This is a genomic window from Herbiconiux oxytropis (assembly GCF_024979315.1).
Classification (GTDB): Bacteria; Actinomycetota; Actinomycetes; order Actinomycetales; family Microbacteriaceae; genus Herbiconiux; species Herbiconiux oxytropis.
This window is the reverse complement of sequence record NZ_JANLCK010000002.1, coordinates 51,642-72,341: the sequence shown is the minus strand read 5'-3', so window position 1 is coordinate 72,341 and position 20,700 is coordinate 51,642. Positions and strand designations below refer to the sequence as shown.

General features: G+C 71.4%; 19 protein-coding genes. 14 read left to right on the top strand and 5 right to left on the bottom strand.

Annotated elements, in window-relative coordinates:
* The first annotated feature begins 6 nt into the window (after nucleotides 1-6).
* From N1028_RS03480 to N1028_RS03470, 3 genes are all read left to right on the top strand, one after another.
* A complete protein-coding gene (locus N1028_RS03480; protein WP_259525427.1) occupies nucleotides 7-759 on the top strand; it encodes a helix-turn-helix domain-containing protein in 753 nt (250 codons plus the stop codon).
* Nucleotides 760-903: 144 nt separating this feature from the next.
* A complete protein-coding gene (locus tag N1028_RS03475) occupies nucleotides 904-1,986 on the top strand; it encodes an acyltransferase family protein (RefSeq protein ID WP_259525426.1) in 1,083 nt (360 codons plus the stop codon).
* A 29-nt stretch (nucleotides 1,987-2,015) separates the two neighbouring features.
* Nucleotides 2,016-2,969 (top strand): M15 family metallopeptidase, encoded by a 954-nt coding sequence (locus N1028_RS03470; protein WP_259525425.1) that lies wholly within the window; start codon nucleotides 2,016-2,018, stop codon nucleotides 2,967-2,969.
* Between the two features lie 30 nt (nucleotides 2,970-2,999).
* On the opposite strand, the gene N1028_RS03465 is transcribed toward N1028_RS03470, so the two are convergent.
* The 3 genes from N1028_RS03465 to N1028_RS03455 form a co-directional block, all read right to left on the bottom strand.
* Nucleotides 3,000-4,076 carry an alkene reductase gene (locus tag N1028_RS03465; RefSeq protein ID WP_259525424.1) on the bottom strand — a complete coding sequence of 359 codons (1,077 nt, stop codon included), beginning with the start codon at nucleotides 4,074-4,076 and terminating at the stop codon, nucleotides 3,000-3,002.
* Between the two features lie 267 nt (nucleotides 4,077-4,343).
* On the bottom strand, nucleotides 4,344-4,823 hold the full coding sequence (locus tag N1028_RS03460) for a hypothetical protein (RefSeq protein ID WP_259525423.1): 480 nt from the start codon (nucleotides 4,821-4,823) through the stop codon (nucleotides 4,344-4,346).
* Nucleotides 4,820-6,058, bottom strand: a complete 1,239-nt coding sequence (locus N1028_RS03455) for a family 8 glycosyl hydrolase (RefSeq protein ID WP_259525422.1) — start codon at nucleotides 6,056-6,058, stop codon at nucleotides 4,820-4,822. Before N1028_RS03455 ends, N1028_RS03460 begins: the two co-directional genes overlap by 4 nt.
* 113 nt (nucleotides 6,059-6,171) lie before the next feature.
* Here N1028_RS03455 and N1028_RS03450 point away from each other — a divergent pair, with 113 nt between their 5' ends.
* Nucleotides 6,172-7,080, top strand: a complete 909-nt coding sequence (locus N1028_RS03450) for an amidase domain-containing protein (RefSeq protein ID WP_259525421.1) — start codon at nucleotides 6,172-6,174, stop codon at nucleotides 7,078-7,080.
* A gap of 13 nt (nucleotides 7,081-7,093) precedes the next feature.
* Here the strand turns inward: N1028_RS03450 and N1028_RS03445 are convergent, their stop codons facing one another.
* Nucleotides 7,094-7,582 (bottom strand): nucleoside deaminase, encoded by a 489-nt coding sequence (locus N1028_RS03445; protein WP_259525420.1) that lies wholly within the window; start codon nucleotides 7,580-7,582, stop codon nucleotides 7,094-7,096.
* A 207-nt stretch (nucleotides 7,583-7,789) separates the two neighbouring features.
* Here N1028_RS03445 and add point away from each other — a divergent pair, with 207 nt between their 5' ends.
* The 9 genes from add (at nucleotide 7,790) to N1028_RS03400 (ending at nucleotide 18,067) form a co-directional block, all read left to right on the top strand.
* Complete coding sequence (add, locus tag N1028_RS03440) at nucleotides 7,790-8,947, top strand: adenosine deaminase (protein WP_259525419.1); 1,158 nt, start codon at nucleotides 7,790-7,792, stop codon at nucleotides 8,945-8,947.
* Nucleotides 8,944-9,612 (top strand): hypothetical protein, encoded by a 669-nt coding sequence (locus N1028_RS03435; RefSeq protein WP_259525418.1) that lies wholly within the window; start codon nucleotides 8,944-8,946, stop codon nucleotides 9,610-9,612. The genes add and N1028_RS03435 overlap by 4 nt, the downstream gene beginning before the upstream one ends.
* A gap of 62 nt (nucleotides 9,613-9,674) precedes the next feature.
* Nucleotides 9,675-10,706, top strand: a complete 1,032-nt coding sequence (locus N1028_RS03430) for a BMP family lipoprotein (protein ID WP_259525417.1) — start codon at nucleotides 9,675-9,677, stop codon at nucleotides 10,704-10,706.
* Nucleotides 10,706-12,253 (top strand): ATP-binding cassette domain-containing protein, encoded by a 1,548-nt coding sequence (locus N1028_RS03425; RefSeq protein ID WP_259525416.1) that lies wholly within the window; start codon nucleotides 10,706-10,708, stop codon nucleotides 12,251-12,253. The genes N1028_RS03430 and N1028_RS03425 overlap by 1 nt, the downstream gene beginning before the upstream one ends.
* A complete protein-coding gene (locus tag N1028_RS03420; protein ID WP_259525415.1) occupies nucleotides 12,250-14,112 on the top strand; it encodes an adenine deaminase C-terminal domain-containing protein in 1,863 nt (620 codons plus the stop codon). The genes N1028_RS03425 and N1028_RS03420 overlap by 4 nt, the downstream gene beginning before the upstream one ends.
* A complete protein-coding gene (locus N1028_RS03415) occupies nucleotides 14,109-15,221 on the top strand; it encodes an ABC transporter permease (RefSeq protein ID WP_259525414.1) in 1,113 nt (370 codons plus the stop codon). The genes N1028_RS03420 and N1028_RS03415 overlap by 4 nt, the downstream gene beginning before the upstream one ends.
* A complete protein-coding gene (locus N1028_RS03410; RefSeq protein ID WP_259525413.1) occupies nucleotides 15,218-16,141 on the top strand; it encodes an ABC transporter permease in 924 nt (307 codons plus the stop codon). The genes N1028_RS03415 and N1028_RS03410 overlap by 4 nt, the downstream gene beginning before the upstream one ends.
* Entirely contained in the window at nucleotides 16,138-16,878 is a 741-nt protein-coding gene (locus tag N1028_RS03405) for a GntR family transcriptional regulator (protein WP_259525412.1), read from the top strand. Before N1028_RS03410 ends, N1028_RS03405 begins: the two co-directional genes overlap by 4 nt.
* A 10-nt stretch (nucleotides 16,879-16,888) precedes the next feature.
* Nucleotides 16,889-18,067: an acyl-CoA dehydrogenase family protein gene (locus tag N1028_RS03400; RefSeq protein WP_259525411.1), complete on the top strand. Its 1,179-nt coding sequence runs from the start codon at nucleotides 16,889-16,891 to the stop codon at nucleotides 18,065-18,067.
* Here N1028_RS03400 and pgm read toward each other — a convergent pair.
* The gene (gene pgm, locus N1028_RS03395) at nucleotides 18,064-19,692 is read right to left on the bottom strand and encodes a phosphoglucomutase (alpha-D-glucose-1,6-bisphosphate-dependent) (RefSeq protein ID WP_259525410.1); all 1,629 of its coding nucleotides are present in this window, start codon (nucleotides 19,690-19,692) and stop codon (nucleotides 18,064-18,066) included. The genes N1028_RS03400 and pgm overlap by 4 nt on opposite strands.
* A 74-nt stretch (nucleotides 19,693-19,766) precedes the next feature.
* Here pgm and pheA point away from each other — a divergent pair, with 74 nt between their 5' ends.
* Entirely contained in the window at nucleotides 19,767-20,699 is a 933-nt protein-coding gene (gene pheA / locus N1028_RS03390) for a prephenate dehydratase (protein ID WP_259525409.1), read from the top strand.
* Nucleotide 20,700: the final 1 nt, after the last annotated feature.

Below are 20,700 nucleotides of genomic sequence, written 5' to 3'. Positions count from 1 at the left end.
CCCACCATGCCGACGAGCCCAGACCGTGACCCGGATCAGCCCGAGGACGGCCGCCGGGGTGCGGTCGGCGAGCGGATCCGGGAGGCGAGGCAGGCCGAGGGCATGTCGCTCCGGGAGCTCGGCAGCCGCGTGGGGGTGTCGGCGAGCTTCCTCTCGCAGGTGGAGCTCGGCCGGGCGATGCCCTCGATGGGAACGCTGTGGACGATCGTGTCCGAGCTCGACCTCTCGTTCGACGCCCTGCTCGGCACGGTCACCCCGGGGGCGCCGACTCCGGCTCCGGCCGACCGGGTGCGCGAGGCCGACCGCATCAGGACCGTGGGCATCCCGGGCCTGCAGCGCGCGGGCACGGCTCCGGACATCCGCATCGGCGGTGTGCGCTGGGAGCGGCTGACCACCGTCGACGACCCGCTCGTGGAGTTCGTGCGCGTGACCTATTCGCCCGGCAGCGAGTCGAGCCCGGCCGACAACATGATGCGGCACACCGGCTGGGAGTACATGCACGTGCTGAGCGGGCAGATGGACATGCAGATCGGCTTCGACCGCGACACCGTGCAGGCCGGCGACAGCCTCACCTTCGATGCGTCGATCCCGCACCGCATCAGCAACCCCTACCCCGCCGACTGCGTGTCGATCTGGGCCGTGGTCGGCCGCCACGGCTACGCGCACCCGCACGACATCACCAAGCGCCTCTCGGAGCTCGGAGGCGGCCCCACCACCGGCATCCCCTTCGGTTCCTCCAGCACGCACTTCTCCGACTGATCACGTCCGGCCACGGCCAGATGTGACAAAGTCTCATATACACCTCTATGATGATGGTGCACACGGCCTTCCTCCCTACGCTGCTGCCGCGTGCTCCATCGTGGGCTGACCGGCGCTCCCGATCGACTGACGAGGGCGTGGGGCGTGAGACTGGCAGCACTGGACGGCCTGAGGGGCGTCGCGGCGGTGGCCGTCGTGATCGGGCACGCCCGCCTGATCCTCCTCGATCACCCGGTGCTCGCCCTGCCGGGTGTCGGAGCCGTGGCGAGCGAATTCGGAGTGCTGGCCGGCCGGGCGGTCTGGCTCTTCTTCGTGCTCTCCGGTGTGGTGCTGTGCCGCCTGGCCACCCGGGCCCCCCGCTTCGACTACGGGCCGTATCTGCTCTCGCGGGTCGCGCGCCTCTACATCCCGGTCACCGCCGCCGTGCTCTTCGCGCTCGGGACCATCATCGTGGTGCCCAGGGGGCCGGGCGGCCTCGGAACGTGGATCGACTCGCATCCGCATGAGATCACTCCTGCGGCCGTACTCGCCGACCTCACGCTCGTCGCTGGCACGAGCGGCAGCCTGTCGCCGCTGTGGAGCCTGCAGTGGGAGGTGCTCTTCTCCCTGCTCCTCGCTCTCTACGTCTCTTCGCTCCGCAGGCTGCGGCCGGTGGTCGGGATCGTCGTCTGCGTCGTGCTCTCGGCAGCGGGTGCCGCACTCGAATCCGGGGCCCTGTTCTATCTCCCCATGTTCGGGATCGGCGTGAGCCTGTGGTTCGCGTGGGGGGCGATCGCCCAGCGGTTGACCCACCCTCTGCACGCATCGGGCCGCGCACGATCCCTCCTGGCTGCCATCGTGCTCGCGCTCGTGCTGGTCCTGGCCGCGGGGCTGGCGTCTTCGACGGTCTACCTCGCGCAGTCAGGTTGGAACCCCGCCCTGCTCCGTGCCGCTGACGCCGCCGGGTCGCTCACCGGAGTCGTCCTCGTGATCGTCGTGGTGGGTTTCGATCGCACCGCCCGATCTGTTCTCTCGAGCAGGGTCTTCCGCTGGCTCGGTGTGATCTCCTTCAGCCTCTACCTGGTGCACGAACCGATCCTGATCGGGGCCACCCGGCTTGGGGGGCGATCTGCTGTCATCGTGATCGTCGCGGTCGTGCTGAGCTTCGTGTTCGCAGCCCTCTTCTCCCGGATCGTGGAGCGGCCCGCCCACCGTCTCTCTCAGCGGCTGCGATCGTCTGGGGTGTGACGAGCAGCGTTCGCCGCTAGGCTGGCGCGGTGTCGAAGGGGAGCGCGCCGCGGGCGGGCGCAGGGGGATCCGCAGCGGGATCGCGAGCGCAGCTGCGGGCTGCCCGGCGGCGGGTGAACAGCCGGAACGCCCTCGTGGCCGCCGGAGCGACACTGCTGGTCGCGGCCGTCGTGGCCACAGGCTCACTCTTCGCGGCGGGGGTGTGGGGCTTCGGCGCCGCGCCGGGAGCCGCGCCCGCCACGAGCGGGCTGTCCACCGCATCCTCGACCCCGTCTGCTAGCGTTCCGGCCATCCCTTCGCCAGAGTTCACCCCCGTGCCCACCCCTTCGCCCACCGAGCCGCCGCCCGCCCCCGTGCCGCCGGCGTTCGACCGCGCGGCGCTCTCGATCGACGACCCCACGAGCCCGTGGTTCGTGGTCAACAAGCTGCGGCCGATCCCCGACGGCGCGAGCTACTCGCCGCCCGACCTCGTCGACCTGCCGGCAGGCATGCCGAACCCCAACGGCTATCAGATGCGCGCCGACGCCACGGCGGCGCTCGACGCGATGTTCCAGGCCGGCCTCGCGGAGACGGGCGTGCAGATGGTGGCCCAGAGCGGCTACCGCGACTACAGCGTGCAGGTGCGCGCCTACGACTACTACGTGAACGCGCTCGGGGCCGACGGGGCCGACCTCACGAGCGCACGCCCCGGCTACAGCGAGCACCAGACCGGCATGGCCATGGACATCCTCGACACGGTCTCCGGATGCTCCACCGACGGCCGCTGCTTCGCCGACACCACAGCGGGCCAGTGGCTCGCCGGCAACGCCTACCGCTTCGGCTGGGTGCTGCGCTATCCCGACGGCAAGACCGATGTCACGGGCTACGAGTTCGAGCCGTGGCACTACCGCTGGGTGGGGGTGCCGCTGGCCACCGAGATGCACGCCACGGGCGTCGCGACGCTCGAGGAGTTCTTCGGTCTGCCGGCGGCCCCCACCTACTAGCGGGCCCGCCAGCCGGCCCGCTGGCAGACGCTACGCGCTGATGCGCGGGTAGTCGGTGTAGCCCTCGGCGCCCGAGGCGTAGATCGTGGCCTGGTCGGGCGTGTTCTCCGGGTGCTCGTGCTGCCAGCGCTCGGCGAGGTCGGGGTTCGCGATCACCGGGCGGCCCACCGCGACCGCGTCGCCGAGGCCCTCGGTCACGATCGAGTGCGCCTCGTCGCGGGTGGTGACGACCGAGAAGCCGGTGTTGAGCACCACGACGCCGCCGAAGCGCGAGCGCAGCCGCTGCACGAGCTCGGAGGCCGGGTCGGCGTGCAGGATGCTGAGGAACGACAGCCCGAGCGGCGCGATGCCGTCGACGAGCGCGCTGTAGGTGGCGAGCACGTCGTCGGCGTCGGTCTCCACCACGTCCTGGATGTTGTGGGCGGGCGAGATCCGGATGCCCACGCGGCCGGCACCGATCTCGGCGGCGACGGCCTCGACCACCGAGATCACGAACGAGGCGCGCGCCTCGGGGGATCCGCCGAAGGCGTCGGTGCGCACGTTCGACACGGGCGAGAGGAACTCGTGCAGCAGGTAGCCGTTGGCCGAATGCAGCTCGACGCCGTCGAAGCCGGCGTCGACGGCGCGGCGGGACGCTGCGACGAACTCGGCCCGCACCACGTCGAGCTCTCCGGTGGTGAGCGCGTGCGGCAGGCCGTAGGCCACCTTGGTGTCGTCGGCCAGGCGGGTCTCGCCGTCGATCGCGATCGCGGAGGGCGCCACGATGCGCGGGGTGCCGGTGATGCCGGTGTGCGTCACGCGCCCGCCGTTCATCACCTGCATCACGATCCGGCCGCCGGCCGCGTGCACGGCGTCGGCCACCGCACGCCAGCCCTCGGCCTGCTCGGCCGTCTCGATGCCGGGCTGGCCCGGGTAGGCCTTCGACTCGGCGCTCGGGAACACGCCCTCGCTCACGATCAGCCCCATGCTCGCCCGCTGCGCGTAGTGCTCGGCGATGAGAGCGCCGGGCACGCCGTGCTCGTCGGCGCGGAGCCTGGTCATGGGCGCCATCACGAGCCGGTTGGGCAGTTCGATGTCGCCGGCGGTGAGCGGGGAGAAGAGGGTCATGCGGTACCTGTCTGAAGCGGGGCGGGTGGATCGGAGGTGCTCGCGGCACCCCCGACCCCAACAGTCCGCGGCCGCCGGCCATTCCCCATCTCGGCGGGCCGACGCCCTACGGGCCTGCACTACGGCCTGGCCGGGCGGGGGCGGGGAGGAAGTGTTCCCACGGTGTTCCTTTCGAGCAGCCGGCGCCTCGGCGCGGTCCGGATGCGGAAACCGTACCCGCGTGCTGCGTCGGGGCCGCCTGAGTACTTCCCACTCAACCTGCGGGCGTCAGCACCACGGGCTGGCGTGGTAGGTGAGGACCGTGCCCGGCACCCCGCCGCTCCAGAAGTTCAGTCGCTGCACGGGCCCCTTCGTCGCGTCGGCGAGGTACGTGAACTGGAAGTCGGTGCCCGCCGATACTCCGAGTGAGCGGAGATCGGGGACCACCTCGCTGGCCGAGGTGACCGGATAGCGGCGCGCGTCGATCCGGAGTCGGTAGTCGACGGTCTGCTGCCCGGGTGGCAGCACCACCTCGGGCGCGGTCAGCCGCAGCGGCTTGTCAAGGCACACCGTCCCGACGACGGGCTGCCAGACCCCGGCGCCGTCGGGCTGCTCGGCGACCTGCGGCGCGTGGGAGAACGGATCGACCACCGTCACGGGAAACGGCTCGATGCCGCCCGTCGCGTGCGCGGGCGAGCCGGCCGCGATCGACATCAGCAGCCCTCCGAGGGTGCCGAGCACGAACGCTCCCTGCGCGAGCGCTCTCACGGGATCCAGTAGTTGTTCGAGACGAGCAGCATGGCCTGCAGGCGGATCGAGTCGGCGAAGTAGCCGCCGCTCGGCGCGCCCGTCAGCTCAGCCCAGGCCGCGTCGAGCCAGACCTGATCGGCCGCGTTCACCATCGCCGCAGCGGCCATCGGGCCCGTGAAAGCGGAATCGGACCACGACTCCAGCTCGCGACCGTTCAAGCGGTAGCCGGCCCGGATGGCGGACGGATCGCTGCTGGTGGCGGTTCTCACCCACCGCGTGATGCGCGACACCGCCGCACCGGCGTCGGCATCCCTCGACGCGAGGGCGCTCGCGGCGAGCCGCCACGGATCGCGGCAGGCATTCCAGGCGAACATGCCGTCGCGGTCGGTCTCGTGGAAACCGGCGGGCGCGGGGCGGGCGGTCGTGTCGGTGCGCACGATGAAGTCGGGCAGCAGGCCGGTCGCCGGCGCATAGCGTGCCTGCATCGAGCCGATGAGGGCGTTCGTCTTCGCCCTGACGTTCGACCAGAACGGGTCGCCCGTCGCGTTCTGGAACGCCAGGAAGTGGTCGGTCATCAGGTCGGAGCTGCGCACAGCGAACCAGCGGGCGGAATCCGCCGGATCGATCCAGTCCCCGAGCTTCGGGAGGAAGGTCGTGGGGTTGATCTCGCTCTGCTTGATGCCCGCGATGACCTCGAGCGCCTCTGCCCGGTAGTCGACACCGCTCGCCGAGCCCCACTGCGTGTCGGCGAGCAGGAGCGCGAAGGCGATGTCGAGATCGCCGTCGGTCGCCGAACCGGAGTCTCCCGGGATGCTCGCGCATCCGGCATCCTGGTGCCAGGACATGAGGCGGGGGTCGCCGTCGCTCGGGTGATCGGCGACGTAGGCGAGGAGGCCGTCGAAGATCGATCGGGCGTCAGGATCCTCACCGGCCATCAGAGCGGTGATGACCATCCCGTAGCCCTGACCCTCGGAGACGACGAGCGAATCGGTCGAGCTCGAGGCGTCGACGTAGTATCGGCCGGCGCCGCACCCCGACCTCAGGTAGTCGGCCTTCCACTCGCGGTACATGGCGGCGGTGAGATCATCGGCGGCGCTCGCGCCACCTGGCGCGTGGGCGGATCCCACGTAAGCCACGGGGTGCGACCCGAACGGACGAGAGGGCCCTGCGGCATACGCCGGGACGGGCCCTGCGAGGGCGACGAGACCGAGGATCGTGAGTGCAGCTGCGGTGGCCGAGTGAGAGCGGTGCATGGCCCAAAACGGTACGTCCGTGCGGGCGGCGGGTGGTATGAGCAATAGTTGCTTGCTCGGCTCGACTGTCCCCCTCATAGGGGACACAAATGTTCATGTGGTCGTATGAATCAATGCCCCTACGCACCTCTCCTCGCCTCACCCTGTTCGCCGGAACGATCACCGTCGCCGCGCTCGCCCTGACGGGCTGCGCCTCGAGCGCCTCGGGCTCGGCTGCAGATGCGGGCGGCTCCGGCTCGGTCTCCGAGGCCGCCGCCGCACCCACCGTCGAGGTGGCGGCGCTCGAGCCCGCCGTCGGCGCGCTCGCCGGCGGCACCACCGTCACCGTGGCGGGAACCGGCTTCGACGGCGCCACCGCCGTGGCCTCGGTCGCGTTCGGCACCGAGCCCGCCCAGGCCGTGGACGTGCGGTCGGACGGCGAGCTCACCGTCGTCGCCCCGGCATCCTTCGACTTCGCGGAGGGCGCGGTGCCGGTGACCGTCACGCTCGAGGACGGCACCGTCTCCGAGGCCTCGGCCGACTACACCTACGAGGTGCAGACCCCGGTCGACTCGCAGATGGCCTACGCCTTCACGCACTGGCAGGACTACAACCTCGCCGAGTGGGGCGTGTTCGAAGACAACGACTGCGGCAACTTCGTGAACCAGGCGATGCTCCAGCGCGGCTGGGAGCAGAGCCCCGAGTGGTACAGCGACTACGCCACGACGGGCGACTACAGCTTCAGCTGGATCCGCGGCAACCCCATGGACGAGTACTACGCCTCCCGCCCCGACACCACCCGGTACGAGTTCACCGACCGCTCGCAGCTGAAGATCGGCGACGTCGTGATGCTCGACTGGGACCCCCAGAACGACAACGGGGTCGACCACACCCAGATCATCTCGAAGGTGACGCAGAACGCCGACGGCACCATCTCCATCGCGATGGTCGGCCACACCCTCGACTCGACCTACCGGGACCTCGACAACGCGGTCACCGTCGAGAAGCCCGGCGGCACCGCCCACTTCTACGGCATCGCGTAGGCGGCCGGCGAGGTCAGCTCCAGAAGCCCTCGTGAGCGAGGGCCGCCTCGTCCTCGAGATGAGGCCCGGAGACGGTGATGCGGCGCTGACCGCGCGCGAAGACCTCACGGCAGGGGAGTGAGAAGGTGGGGTTCTCGGGATGGTCTCCCGTGAGCCCCAGCAGGCGGTGCTCCGAGAGGGCGTAGACGACGCGATCCACTCCCGTCCAGTAGACGGCTCCCGAGCACATCGCGCACGGTTCGGCGCTCGTGAAGAGTGTGCTGCCCGTCATCCCATCGGCGCCCACGGCCCGGAACGCCGCGGCCACGGCGCGCATCTCGGCATGCTGGGTCGGATCGCCCTCCGGCGGCAGCGAGTTGTTGCCGAACGACGCGATCACCCGCCCGCCTGCGTCGACGACGACCGCGCCGAACGGGTGGCGGCCCTCGGCCCTGGAGGCCTCGGCGGCGCGGAGGCTGGCGCGGAGGAAGTCGGTGTCGGTCGGGCTGAGGGCGTCGTTCATGGATCTCCACATGTGCACAAGAGCGGTCGTTTGTCGTAACACGGTGTCACGAAATCCAGTATCCAAGGCGAAGTGTTACGTGCCGGTTACGTTCCTCGAACAAATTGCGCTCAACTTGTCAACAAGTCGGAGGGCGCGATTAGCCTGCTGTCCGTCCCCCTCCGCCGCAGCCCACCTGCGACTCGAGGCCCCGTCCGGAAGGTCAGCATGCCCCCCGTCTCCACCGCAACAGACTCCCGCCCCGCTCCCGCCCTCGTGCCGGCGCGGATCGACGAGCAGGAGATCCGGCTGCTGCCGAAGGCGGAGGTGCACGTTCACCTGGAGGGCACCTTCGCCCTCGTCGACCTGCTGCGCCTCGCGAAGGAGAACGGCGTCGCGCTGCCCGGCCCCGCGGCCACCATCTTCGACATCGGCACCCACGACGAGTTCACGAAGCCGGAGGTGACCACCGGCGGCACCGCGGGAGGCGTGGGTGGAGCCGGCCTCAGCGGCTTCCTGCGCTTCCTCGACTGGCAGTGCGGCCTCGTGCGCACCCCGGAGCAGGCGGCCAGGATCGCGTACGCCTTCGCCGCCCGGCAGACCGCGTCGGGCATCCGCTACTCCGACGTGATCGTGAACCCCACGCACTGGAACGCCTGGCACGGCCGCGAGATCGAGCTCATGCAGGCGCTCGCCGCCGGTCTCGACGAGGCGGAGCAGGACGGCCTGTGCGTGACGAACATGGCCTACTCGCTGCTGCGCACCCAGTCGGCGCTCGAGGCCGAGCAGATCGTCGACACGCTCGTCGGCCGCCGACCGCCGCGCGTGGTCGCCCTGAGTGTGGACGGCGACGAGAAGGCGAGTGGACCCACGGGCGCGAAGTTCCGCACCGCTTTCCGCGCGGCCGAGGCAGCGGGCCTGCACCGCACGGTGCACGCGGGGGAGTCGAGCGGCCCGGAGGGCATCAGGGAGGCCCTCGACCATCTGCACGCGGAGCGGATCGACCACGGCGTGCGGGCGATCGAGGACGACGCGCTCATCCGCCGTCTCATCGACGAGTCCATCCCGCTCGGCGTCTGCCCGCGGTCGAACGTCACGCTCGGGCTCTACCCCGACTGGGAGTCGCATCCGCTGCCGCGGCTGGTCGCGGCCGGGGTGCGGGTCACCCTCAACACCGACGACCCGGCGCCGCTGGCCTGCACGCTCGACGAGGACTGGGCGGTCGCCTCGGCCGTCTACGGGTTCGGCAGACCGGAGCTCGCCCGATTCGCGGCGGAGTCGATCCACGCCTCCTTCGCCGACGCCGATCTGAAGCGCGACCTCCTCGCTGAGCTCGCGGGGCTGACGGAGCCGGAGCCGGAGCCCCAGAGCGAGAGCACGGCATGACCGTCGCCGCTCGTGCCGGGCTGGCGGGCGTGGTGCTCCTGGCCGCAGTCCTGGTCGCCGCGGGTGCCCTCCTGCCGGAAGCGGAGCACCCCGTGTCGGCGAGGTCCGAGGTGTCCGTCTCCAGCGTGACCGACGGCACCGTCGTGGAGCTCGCGCCGATCGTGGCGGGCTGGCCGGACGGCTACACCGTCACCGGCACGAAGTCCGAGGCGCTCTACGTCGAGCACATCACCTCGGTGCGGTCCGGATCCTCGTTCAGCCTGACGATCGATGTGAAGTCGCAGGGGGAGAGCGCCTTGGGCGTGCAGACCGGCCGGGTCGAGGTGCTGCCGGGCGGCGGCATCCGCTGGACCGACGGCTGCTCCAAGACGGCGCACGACTGCCTCGACGATCCCGGGCTGCGCGGCTTCCTCACCCAGGCCGCCCTCCTCGGCGCCGCGGAGAAGGGCGAGCTCCCCGCCACGGCGGTCGCCCGCACGCTCCACGGCCACCCGGTGGTGTGCGTCTCCGACGTCGCACTGCACCCCGCGTCCCCGCCCGTGATCGAGGGTCTCGACCCCTGCTTCTCCGTGAGCACGGGCGCGGTGCTCGGCCACTACTCCCTGCAGAGCGGCGCGTTCGTCGGCCCCACCCTCGCCGAGGGCTTCACCGACACCCCCACCTGACACCCCAGTCGTTCCACCCGCACCACCGCACCACACCGCACTCACCTCCCGAAAGGAACACCATGCCCAGAAGAAACACCGCCCTCGTCGCCGGGGCCCTCCTCGCCTCCTCCGCCGTGCTCGCCCTGAGCGCGTGCGCCTCCGGATCCTCCGGGTCCTCCGGGTCGACGGATGCCGCGGGTGCGTCGGACGACGTGCTGAAGGTCGGCGCGCTCACCCCTGGCAACACCAACGACGGCGCCTTCAACCAGGCCCTCGCCGACGCTCTGCAGAAGCTCGAGGACGAGGGGCTCATCGACTACGAGCTCCGCGACCAGATGGCCGACCCGGGCGAGAGCGAGCCCGTGATCGCCGACTTCGCGAGCCAGGGCTACGACCTCATCATCGGCCACGGCATCGAGCTCGGCGACGCGGTCTTCTCGGTGGCCGAGCAGTTCCCCGACGTGCACTTCACCGCCTCGGGGGGACCTGACATCCTCGAGCGCTCCACCGACAACGTGGAGACCTGGACCTACGACACCCCGCAGGTGGGCTACCTCGCCGGTTACATCGCCGGGCTCACGGGGGCCACGCCGATCGGCCGCGTCGAGAGCCTCGAGCTCGACTTCGTCAAGGCCACCGACGCCTTCTTCCAGCAGGGCGTCACAGCGGCGAACCCGGCCGCCGAGCTGCTGCCGGTGGTCTACGCGGGCAGCTTCGACGACGCGCAGGCGGCCGCGGCGGCCACCACGGGCCTCATCGGCCAGGGGGCGCAGCTCGTCTACACGACGGGTGACGGCATCGCGACGGGCGTCGGTTCGGCCGCGGCCGATGCCGGTGTGCTGAGCGTGGGCGTCTCGTCGGCGGCGGGCGAAGCGGCGCTGGCGAACAACGTCTCGACCGTCGACCTCGACATGTACCCGATCGTGAAGGCCTGGGTCGAGGAGGTCGCGGCCGGCGAGTTCGGCGGCAAGGGCGTGACGTCGACCCTGCAGAACGGCGGCATCGTCTACCAGCCCATCAACGACGTCGACGGCACCGTTCCGGCGGATGTCGCGACCAAGGTCGACGAGGTCATCGCCGGGATCACCGACGGCACGGTCACCATCGGCTGATGACCGCCTCCCAGGAGCAGGGTGATCGCGTTCTCGAAGCGCGGTCCCTCTCGAAGAGCTTCGGACCGGTGCGCGCGCTGCACGACGTCTCGCTGGTCGTGCGGCCAGGTGCCGTGCACGCCCTCGTGGGGGAGAACGGCGCAGGCAAGTCGACGCTCGCCAAGCTCCTCGCGGGCATCGAGCGGCCCACCGCCGGCTCGATGACCCTCGCCGGCCGCCCGTTCGCTCCGCGCGACCGGGCGGCGGCGAAGCGCGCGGGCATCAACATGGTGCCGCAGCAGCTGAGCCTCGTGGGGGAGCTCAGCCTCGTGGAGAACTACCTGCTCGTGGGCCCGCGCCGCCTCGCCGACCGGCGGTCGGCCAGGGCGCTGCTCACCGAGACGCTCGAGCGCGCGGGGGTGGCCGTGGAGCTCGACACCCCCACCTCGGCTCTCACCCAGGCGCACCGCCAGCTCGGCGAGATCGTCGTCGCGCTCGCCGAGGGGGCGCACACGCTCATCCTCGACGAGCCGACGGCGAGCCTCGGCCCGCTCGAGGTGGGCGGGCTCTTCGCCCACCTCCGCTCGCTCTGCGCCCTCGGCACCGCGATCGTGCTGATCACCCACCGCCTCGACGAGGTGAGGCAGGTGGCCGACGACCTCACGGTGCTCTCGCACGGCGAGAACGTGCACCACGGATCCGCCGCGGGGCTCGAGCCCTCGCAGATCGCGCGCCTCATGGTGGGGGAGCTCGCCGCGGCGCCCGCCCGCGCCGATCGCACGATCGGCGAGGTCGTGCTCGCGGCCGAGGGCCTCGTGGCCGCCTCCACCCGCGACTCCCCGCTCGACGGTGTCGACATCACGGTGCGCTCCGGTGAGATCGTGGGCATCGCCGGGGTGGCCGGCAGCGGCCAGAACCTGCTGCTCGACGTGCTGGGCGGCTTCGTGCAGCCCTCCGCCGGGACCGTCGCCCTCGCGGGCACGGCGGCCGGTGCCTCGGCATCGGCCTCCGTCTTCCAGCGCGCCGGCCTCGCCTGGATCCCCGAGGAGCGGAGCGAGGCCGTCGTGCCGACGATGACGCTGGCGGAGAACCTGACGGTGTACTCGACCGCGATCGGATCCTCCTCCCGGGTCGGGCGGCCGACCGCCTCGAAGGTCGGGGCCAGGCTCCAGGCCTTCGACGTGCGGCCGCCCCGCCCCGACCTCCTGGCCTCGGGGCTGTCGGGAGGCAACCAGCAGAAGCTCCTCGCCGCGCGCGAACTCGGCTCGGCCGAGACGCCGCGCGCCGTGCTCGCCTACGGACCCGCGCAGGGTCTCGACCTCCGCGCCGCCCAGGCCATCCGCGAGCGGCTCGCCGCGCTCGCCGCCGAGGGGGCCGCCGTGGTCGTCGCGTCGCACGACCTCGACGAGGTGCTCGGCGTGGCCGACCGCGTGCTCGTGATGTTCGCCGGGCGCGTCGTGGCCGATCTCCTGATCGCCCAGGCGACGACCGAACGCATCGGCCGGGCCATGGCGGGCCTGACCGGCACTCCTCCCACGGCCGATCCCGAACCGGAAGTCCAGGTATGACCGACAAGACCGCACTCTTCCCCACCGCCGCCGAGCTCGGCCGGCTGCGCGCCGTCGCGGCAGGAACGGCCCGGCCCGATCTGATCGTGCGCGGCGGGCTCGTGCAGTCGCCGGGCACCGAGGAGTGGCTCGAACGCGACATCCTCGTCTCGGGCCGGCACATCGCGGCCCTGACCCCGTGGGGCCACGTGCCCGCCGCGAGCCCCGGAGAACAGGGCGAGCCCGGTGCGCCCGATGAGCTCGACGCATCCGGATGCCACGTCGTGCCGACCTTCATCGATGCGCACCTGCACATCGAGTACACCAACCTCACCCCGGGCGAGCTCGGCCGCTTGAGCGTGGCTCGCGGCACCGGCACGGTGCTCACCGACCCCAACGGCGCCGCGAACGTGTGGGGCGCGCGCGGCATGGACCAGCTGCTGACGACCGGCACCCCCCTGCACATCTTCCAGCAGGTCTCGCCGAAGACACCGGGGTCGCCGGAGCTCGAGCGCGGGGGAGCTGTCATCGCCGAGGAGGTCGTGCGGGGCCGGCTGTGGGACGACGTGACGACCAACCTCGGCGAAGGCAACCCCTTCGACTACGGCGAGGAATCGACAGGCCGCTTCCGGGAGGCGCTCGTGGCCGGCCGTCGCATCACGGGCCACACCGCGGCCCAGACGGACGAGTCGCTGTGGGGCTACCTCGCGGCCGGTGTGGGCGACGACCACAACTCCGCCACGATCGACGAGGTGCTCGAGCGCGTGCGGCTCGGCGCCATGATCACGGTCATGGGTGCCTCGCTCACCGACAACACGGTGCCGATCTTCACCGACCTCGAGAAGGTGGCCCCAGCCCTCCGCAGCCTCTGCTTCTGCGCCGACGACAAGCACGCCCTCGACCTGCACACCGAGGGGCACATCGACCACCACGTGCGGCAGGCCATCCGCTTCGGGGTCGATCCGCAGCTGGCCTATCGCATGGCCACCACGCAGCCGGCCGCGTACTACCGGCTCGACCAGGTGCTCGGCCTCCTCGCCCCCTCGCGCCTGGCCGACCTCCAGCTCATCCCCGATCTCGCCGAGGTGCGACCCTCGGTCGTCGTGGTGGAGGGGAGGGTCGTCGCCCGCGACGGCAGGGCGCTCTTCGAAAACACCGACGAGCTCCCCGAGTGGATGACGGACACCGTGCATCTGCCTGCCGAGCTCGACCCGTCTATGTTCGAGGTCCGTGCCGCAACGGGGTCCGGGGTCGAGGAGTCCGGCACCGGACGAGCACGCGTGCGGGCCATGGAGATGTACAAGGGCTACTTCAAGCACGCCTTCGAGACCGAGCTCGACGTGGTCGGCGGTCTCGTGCAGCCCGACCTCGAGCACGACGTGCTGAAGATCGCCGTGGTCGACCGCCACCACGGCGACGCGCTCACGGGCATCGGCTTCGTGAAGGGCTTCGGACTCCGCCGTGGTGCGATCGCCATCACGATGAACTGCCCGAACATGAACATCGCCGTGGTCGGAGCCGACGACGCCTCGATGCTGCACGCGGTCGAGGAGCTCCGCGCGATGCAGGGCGGCTTCGTGACGGTGGCCGACGGCGAGGTCGTCGGCCGGGTGCCGCTGCCCGTGGGCGGCATGATGAGCGCGGCGCCGTTCGAGGAGACGGCCGAGGCGCTCCGGCTAGGGCACGAGGCCACCCACGCGCTCGGCTGCACCATCCCCTCGCCCTACATCATCCTGTCGTTCGTCGGCCTGTACGTCGTGCCCGACCTGGGGCTCACCGAGCGTGGCCTCATCGACGCGCTCACCCAGTCGTTCGTCGACGTGCTGGTGCCGGTGGGCGGGCACCTCGACCGCTGCGGTCATGAGGGGCACGCCTCGTGACCGCGTTCGATCGCCGGCGCTGGGTGCTCACGGCCTCGGTCGTCGTCGCGGTGATCGTGGTGGCGGCCGCGCTCATCGTCTTCGCCGGCGCCGATCCGCTCGTGGGGATCCAGGGCCTCGTCGAGGGCGTCTCGAGCTCTCCGTACCGCATCGGAGAGGTGCTCGTGGGCGCGGTGCCCGTGGGCATCGTGGCACTCACCCTCATCCCGGCCCTCCGCGCCGGCGTGTTCTCGGTGGGCGCCGAAGGGCAGATCGTCGTGGGCGCCATCGCGGCCACGGCCGCCGTCTTCGCGGTCGAGTCGGTCACAGGCGGTGCCGCACCCGGCATCCTGTACTGGCTCGTCGGGCTGCTCGCGGGCTCCGCGGGCGGCGGGGCCATGGCGCTCCTCCCGGCCTTCCTGGCGGTGCGCTGGCGGGTCAACGAGATCCTCAGCACCCTGCTGCTCAACTATCTCGCCGCGGGCCTGCTCGGCTGGACCCTCCGCACCTGGCTCGCGAGCCCGGACGAGACCGCCACCCCGCAGAGCGCCAAGCTCCCCGAGGCCGCGGCTCTCCCCTCCCTCCTGCCCGGCACCCGCGCGCACTGGGGCATCCTGCTGGTGATCGTGATCGCCGTCGCGTTCTTCCTCTGGCGCCGCTCGGCCGCGAGCACGCGCCTCACGGTCTTCGCGAGCCGGCCCAAGCTCGCCCTCCGGCTCGGGGCCACCCGCTCGCGCACGATCTACTCCACCATGCTCGTCTCCGGGGTCGGTGCGGGCATCGTCGGCTGGATCCAGGTGGCCGGGGTGAACGAGCGACTGCTCAACTCGGTCACGGGGGGCGTGGGCTTCTCGGGCCTCGCGGTCGCCCTGCTCGGAGGGCTCGCGCCGATCGGCATCGTGCTCGCCGCTCTCTTCTTCTCCGCCCTCACGGCCGGCGCCGTGGGCATGCAGTCGGCCACCGGCACCGTGCCCTCCTCGATCGCCGAGGTCATCAAGGGCGTGCTGCTGATCGGCGTGGCCTGCATCGCCGCCTATCAGCGCACAGCCGTTGCGGCGCTCGCCCCGGCAGCGGCTCCCATCGACGCCGAGCACGACACCGAGCCCGCGCACGAGGGAGGCCGCTCGTGAGCGTCGAACTCTGGGTCGCCATCCTCGCCGGCACGCTCGCCCTCGCCGCCCCGCTCGTGTTCGCGGGCATCGGCGAGGGGTTCGTCGAGCGCGCGGGCCGCATCAACCTCGGCATCGAGGGGATGATGATCATGGGCGCCTTCACGGGAGTGTGGGCAGGCAGCCTCGGCGGCCCGCTCGTGGGGCTCGTCGCGGGTGCCGGCGTCGGTCTCGTGATGGCCGTCGGCATGAACCTCGTCATCCACCGCCTGCACGCCAACGAGATCGTGGTGGGTCTCGCCGTGACGATGCTCGGACTGGGGCTCAGCACCTACCTCTTCCAGCTCTGGATCCCGAGCGGCGAGACCAACGTGACCGTGCAGACGGTGCCGAGGGCCGACCTCGGGCCGCTCACCGACATCCCGGTGATCGGACCCGTGCTGTTCGGCCAGAGCCCGCTCGTCTACGCCGCCGCCGTGCTCCTCGTCGCCGCATGGGCGGTGACGCGCTTCACCCGGTTCGGCCTCGCGGTGCAGGCCGTCGGCAGCGACCCGGATGCCGCGGCCCTCCGCGGCGTGCGCGTGCAGCGCACGGGAGCATCGGCGCTGCTCATCGGCGGCGCTCTGGCGGGGCTCGGCGGAGCGGCCATCACGGTCGGCACGATCGGATCGTTCACCCCCGACATCACGGCCGGCCGCGGCTACATCGTGCTCGCTGTGGTGATCATGGGCCGCAGCCGCCCGGTCGGCATCGCGCTCGGCGCGCTCCTGTTCGCGTTCCTGCAGAGCTTCGCGCTGCTGTCGCAGTCGACGGCGCTCACGCTGCCGAGCGAGGTCTACCAGTCAGCGCCCTACCTCGTGACGCTCGTCGTGCTCGTGATCACGTCGCGCAGGCAGCTGCGGAGGCTGTACCGTTCCACGACGGGAAGGGCCGCCACATGACCAACGAGAGTCAGCGGGTGCTCGCGGGCGTTCTGCGCTTCGTGCGCGATGCCGCCGCATCCGGATCGAGCCTGCCGGGCGAGGTCGAGCTCGCCGAGCGGCTCGGCAGCACCCGCAAGCAGGTGCGCGACGTGCTCGCTTCGCTCGAGCAGCAGGGCATGGTGCTGCGCCGTCAGGGCGCCGCCACCGAGGTCGACCCGGTGGCCACGCGGATGAGCGTGCGCTTCGAGGACCAGCTCGAGTACAGCGTGCTGCTGCGTCAGCTCGGCTACGCGAGCACCGTCGAGGTGCTCGAGACCTCGGACCTGCCGATGCCGAAGGAGATCGCGCGACTGCTCATGACCGAGGCCGGACTGCCCGCCGCGCGCATCGTGAAGCGCTGGCGGGCCGACGGCGCCGTGGCGATGCTCTCGTTCGGCACCGTGCCGTTGCGCTTCCCCCGCGGCGACGTCGACCTCGGCGACTCCATCTACAGCGCCATCACCCAGGTCTGGAACGAGTCGATCGCCTGGGAGGTGGCCACGCCCTCGGCCGAGGTGCTGACCGCCCACGACGCCGAGCTCTTCGAGCAGCCCGAGGGCACGCCGGTGCTCACCCTCGACATCGTGGGGATCGGACTGAGCGGCCGTCGGCTCTTCCACGCCCGGGAGCTGCACGACCCCAAGACGGTGTCGTACTCGATGATGCGCACCATCCGTCCGCCGCAGGTGTTCTCCACCGCGCGCTACCAGTTCTGAGAGGAGCACCATGCTCACCCGCCCCACCCCCTTCGCCGCGTTCCGGCCGCCGTCGGAGGAGCGCTGGATCGAGACCGCGACGGCGCTCGCCGACTCCTTCCGCGCGACCGTCGCCGCCGACGACGCCTCCGGTGAGCTCCCGATCGGGAATCTCCGCGCGATCTCGGAGAGCGGTCTCGACGTCGCCTTCCTCCCCGTCGAGCACGGAGGGGAGGCCCTGTCGTACTCCGCTCTCGTCGACGTGGTGCGCGTGTTCGCGGCCGCGCATCCGGCCGTCGCCGCCGTGTGGCTCATGCACATCGGGGCGGCCCATGCGCTCGTCACGATGTCGGCGCCGGCCGAGGCCGAGCACTTCGCCGAGGCGCTCCGTGCGGGCGCTCGATTCTCGAACGCTCTGTCGGAGCCCGCGGGCGGCAACCACTTCCTCTCGTCGCAGCAGGACGTCGACGGGGTGCAGGGCGGCTGGTCGCTCACGGGCTCCAAGCTCTTCGTGTCGGGGGTCGAGGCGGCCGATCACCTCTTGCTCAACGTGCGGATCGACGGACAGCCCGCGTTCTTCGGCATCGACCGTGACGACACCATGTCGCTCCCGCCGATCGAGCAGACCATCGGCATGCGGGCCACCCGCAGTCGCACGATCGTCTTCGACGGCACCCTCCTGCCGGCGGAACGCCGCTGCGGCCCGCCGCCGGTCGGCTACGCGAGCCTCATCACGATCGGCTTCTCCGCGCTCTCGATCGGCATCGCGGAGTCGGCGATCGATGCGCTCGTGGCCTCGGCGACGCGGCAGAAGCACCCGGCCGCTCTGCGCCTCGCCGACGCCCCGTGGGTGAAGTCGGAGACCGCGATGGTCTGGGCGGAGCTCTCGGCCGCGAGGCTCGTGGCTGAGCAGACCGGATGGCTCGCCGACCGGCGCGATCCGGTGGCGATGGCCCTGGCCACAGAGGGCAAGATGCTCACCAACGAGGTCGCCAAGAAGGCCGCGGCGACCGCCCTCAAGGTGGGCGGCGGCGGGGCCTACCTCGCCAGGTCGCCCATCCAGCGCATCTTCCGCGATGCGCAGGCGGGCGCCCTCATGGCCTACTCCGTGCCGTTCAGCCAGGAGCTCGTGGGCGAGTGGGTGCTCGCCGAGCCGAGCACCCCCGCCACCGGCGACCCGGCCACCGGAGGCCCGGCCACCGGAGGCTAGGCCCCGAGCGCCGCGTCGACGATCTTCTTGGCCTCGGCCTGCACCTCGGCGAGGTGCTCGGGGCCCACGAAGCTCTCGGCGTAGATCTTGTAGACGTCCTCCGTGCCGGAGGGCCGGGCGGCGAACCAGGCGCGTTCGGTCACGACCTTCACGCCGCCGACGGCCGCATCGTTCCCCGGAGCGTGCGAGAGCTTCGCGATGATCGGATCCCCGGCGAGCGTCTCGGCCGCGATGGCCGACCCGTCGAGCTTCGCGAGCACCGCCTTCTGCGCCTTCGAGGCGGGGGCGTCGATCCGCTCGTAGACCGGCGAACCGAACTCCTCGGTGAGCTCGGCATAGAGCTGCGAGGGCGTCTTGCCGGTCACGGCCAGGATCTCCGAGGCGAGGAGTGCCAGCAGGATGCCGTCCTTGTCGGTCGTCCACACGGTGCCGTCGAAGCGCAGGAACGACGCGCCGGCCGACTCCTCGCCGCCGAAGCCGACGGAGCCGTCGACGAGCCCGGGCACGAACCACTTGAAGCCCACCGGCACCTCCCAGAGGGTGCGACCGATGGCGGAGGCGACGCGGTCGATCATCGACGACGACACGAGGGTCTTGCCGATCGCCGCCTCCGGCGACCAGCCCTCGCGGCGCGAGTACAGGTACTGGATCGCGACGGCCAGGTAGTGGTTCGGGTTCATGATGCCGGCGTCCGGGGTGACCACGCCGTGCCGGTCGGCATCCGCGTCGTTGCCGGTGGAGATGTCGAAGTCGTGCCGGCGCTCCACGAGCGACGCCATGGCGTAGGGGCTCGAGCAGTCCATCCGGATCTTGCCGTCCCAGTCGAGCGTCATGAACGCCCAGCGCGGGTCGACGCTCTCGTTGACGACCTCCATGTTGAGCCCGTACCGGTCGCGGATGAGCTCCCAGTACTCCACGCTCGCCCCGCCCAGCGGGTCGGCACCGATGTGGATGCCGGACTTCTGGATGGCGTCGAGGTCGATGACGTTCACGAGGTCGGCCACGTAGTGCTCGCGGAAGTCGTAGCGGTCGCTCGGCACGCCCTCGCCGCGGCCCACGCGCTTCACGTCGGCGAGGCCGCCCGCGATGAGCTCGTTGGCGCGGTTCGCGATCCAGCCCGTCGCATCCGAGTCGGCCGGCCCGCCGTGGGGCGGGTTGTACTTGAAGCCGCCGTCGGCGGGCGGGTTGTGAGAGGGGGTCACGACGATGCCGTCGGCCTGGTCGGGGTGCCCGGCGCGGTTGTAGGCGAGGATGGCGTGCGAGACCGCGGGCGTGGGCGTCCAGCTGTCGCGCGCATCCGACCACACGGTCACGCCGTTGGCGTTCAGCACCTCGAGCGCGGTGTCCTCGGCGGGCTTGGAGAGCCCGTGGGTGTCGCGGCCGATGAAGAGCGGGCCGGTGATGCCCTGCGCGGCCCGGTACTCCACGATGGCCTGCGTGACGGCGGCGATGTGGTCCTCGTTGAACGCGGTGTTGAAGGAGGAGCCGCGGTGGCCGCTCGTGCCGAAGATCACCTTCTGCTCGGGATCCTCGACATCGGGGTGCAGGTCGTAATAGGCCGCCACCAGGGCGTCGACGTCGATCAGGTCTTCGGGAAGGGCGACTGTGCCTGCGCGCTCATGCATGCCCCAAGTCTGGCACCTTCTGCCCGCCATCGATCGGCACCGGATGGCGGCGTGCGACTCGATAGGCTCGGACCATGTCGGAGACCTACAGCTACCTGGGCCCCTCGGGCACGTTCACCGAGGCGGCGCTCGCCCAGGTGCCGGAGGCGGCGGGCAAGCCCTGGCGCTCGGTCAACAACGTGGGCGAGGCGCTCGACGACGTGGTGTCCGGCCGGAGCGTCGCCGCCATGATCGCCATCGAGAACTCCATCGAGGGCGGCGTCTCGGCCACTCAGGACGCCCTCGCGAGCATCCCGAACCTGCGCATCGTGGGGGAGTACCTCGTGCACGTGCAGTTCGTGCTCGTGGCGCGGCCAGGCACGAGGCTCGAGGATGTGCGGGTGGTCAACGCGCATCCGGTCGCCTATGCGCAGACCCGCACCTGGCTCGACACGCACCTGCCCACCCACGGGCACATCCCGGCCACCTCGAACGTGGCGGCGGCGCTCAACCTCTTCGAGAACGACCTCGCGGATGCGGCGGTGGCGCCCCCGCAGATCGTGCAGCACCACGACTTCGAGGTGCTCGCCTCGGGCATCGCCGACAACGCGCACGCCGTGACGCGCTTCGTGCTCGTCTCCCGGGGCGGCGCGATGCCCGGGCCCACGGGCGCCGACAAGACGAGCATCATCGCCGAGCTGCCGGAGGACCGCTCCGGTGCGCTGCTGGAGCTGCTCGAGCAGTTCTCCACCCGGGGCGTCAACCTCTCGCTGCTGCAGTCGCGGCCTATCGGCGACGCGCTCGGGCGGTACCGCTTCGTGATCGACGCCGACGGCCACATCACCGACGAGCGGGTGGCGGATGCGCTGCTCGGCGTGCGGCGGTTCAGCCCGAAGATCGTCTTCCTCGGCTCGTATCCGCGCGCCGACAAGGCCCAGGTGCAGTATGTGCCGCGCTACGACAACGAGGTCTTCATCGAGGCGCGCGACTGGCTCCGCGGCCTCATCACGGGCGAGCCAGAGGCCTGAC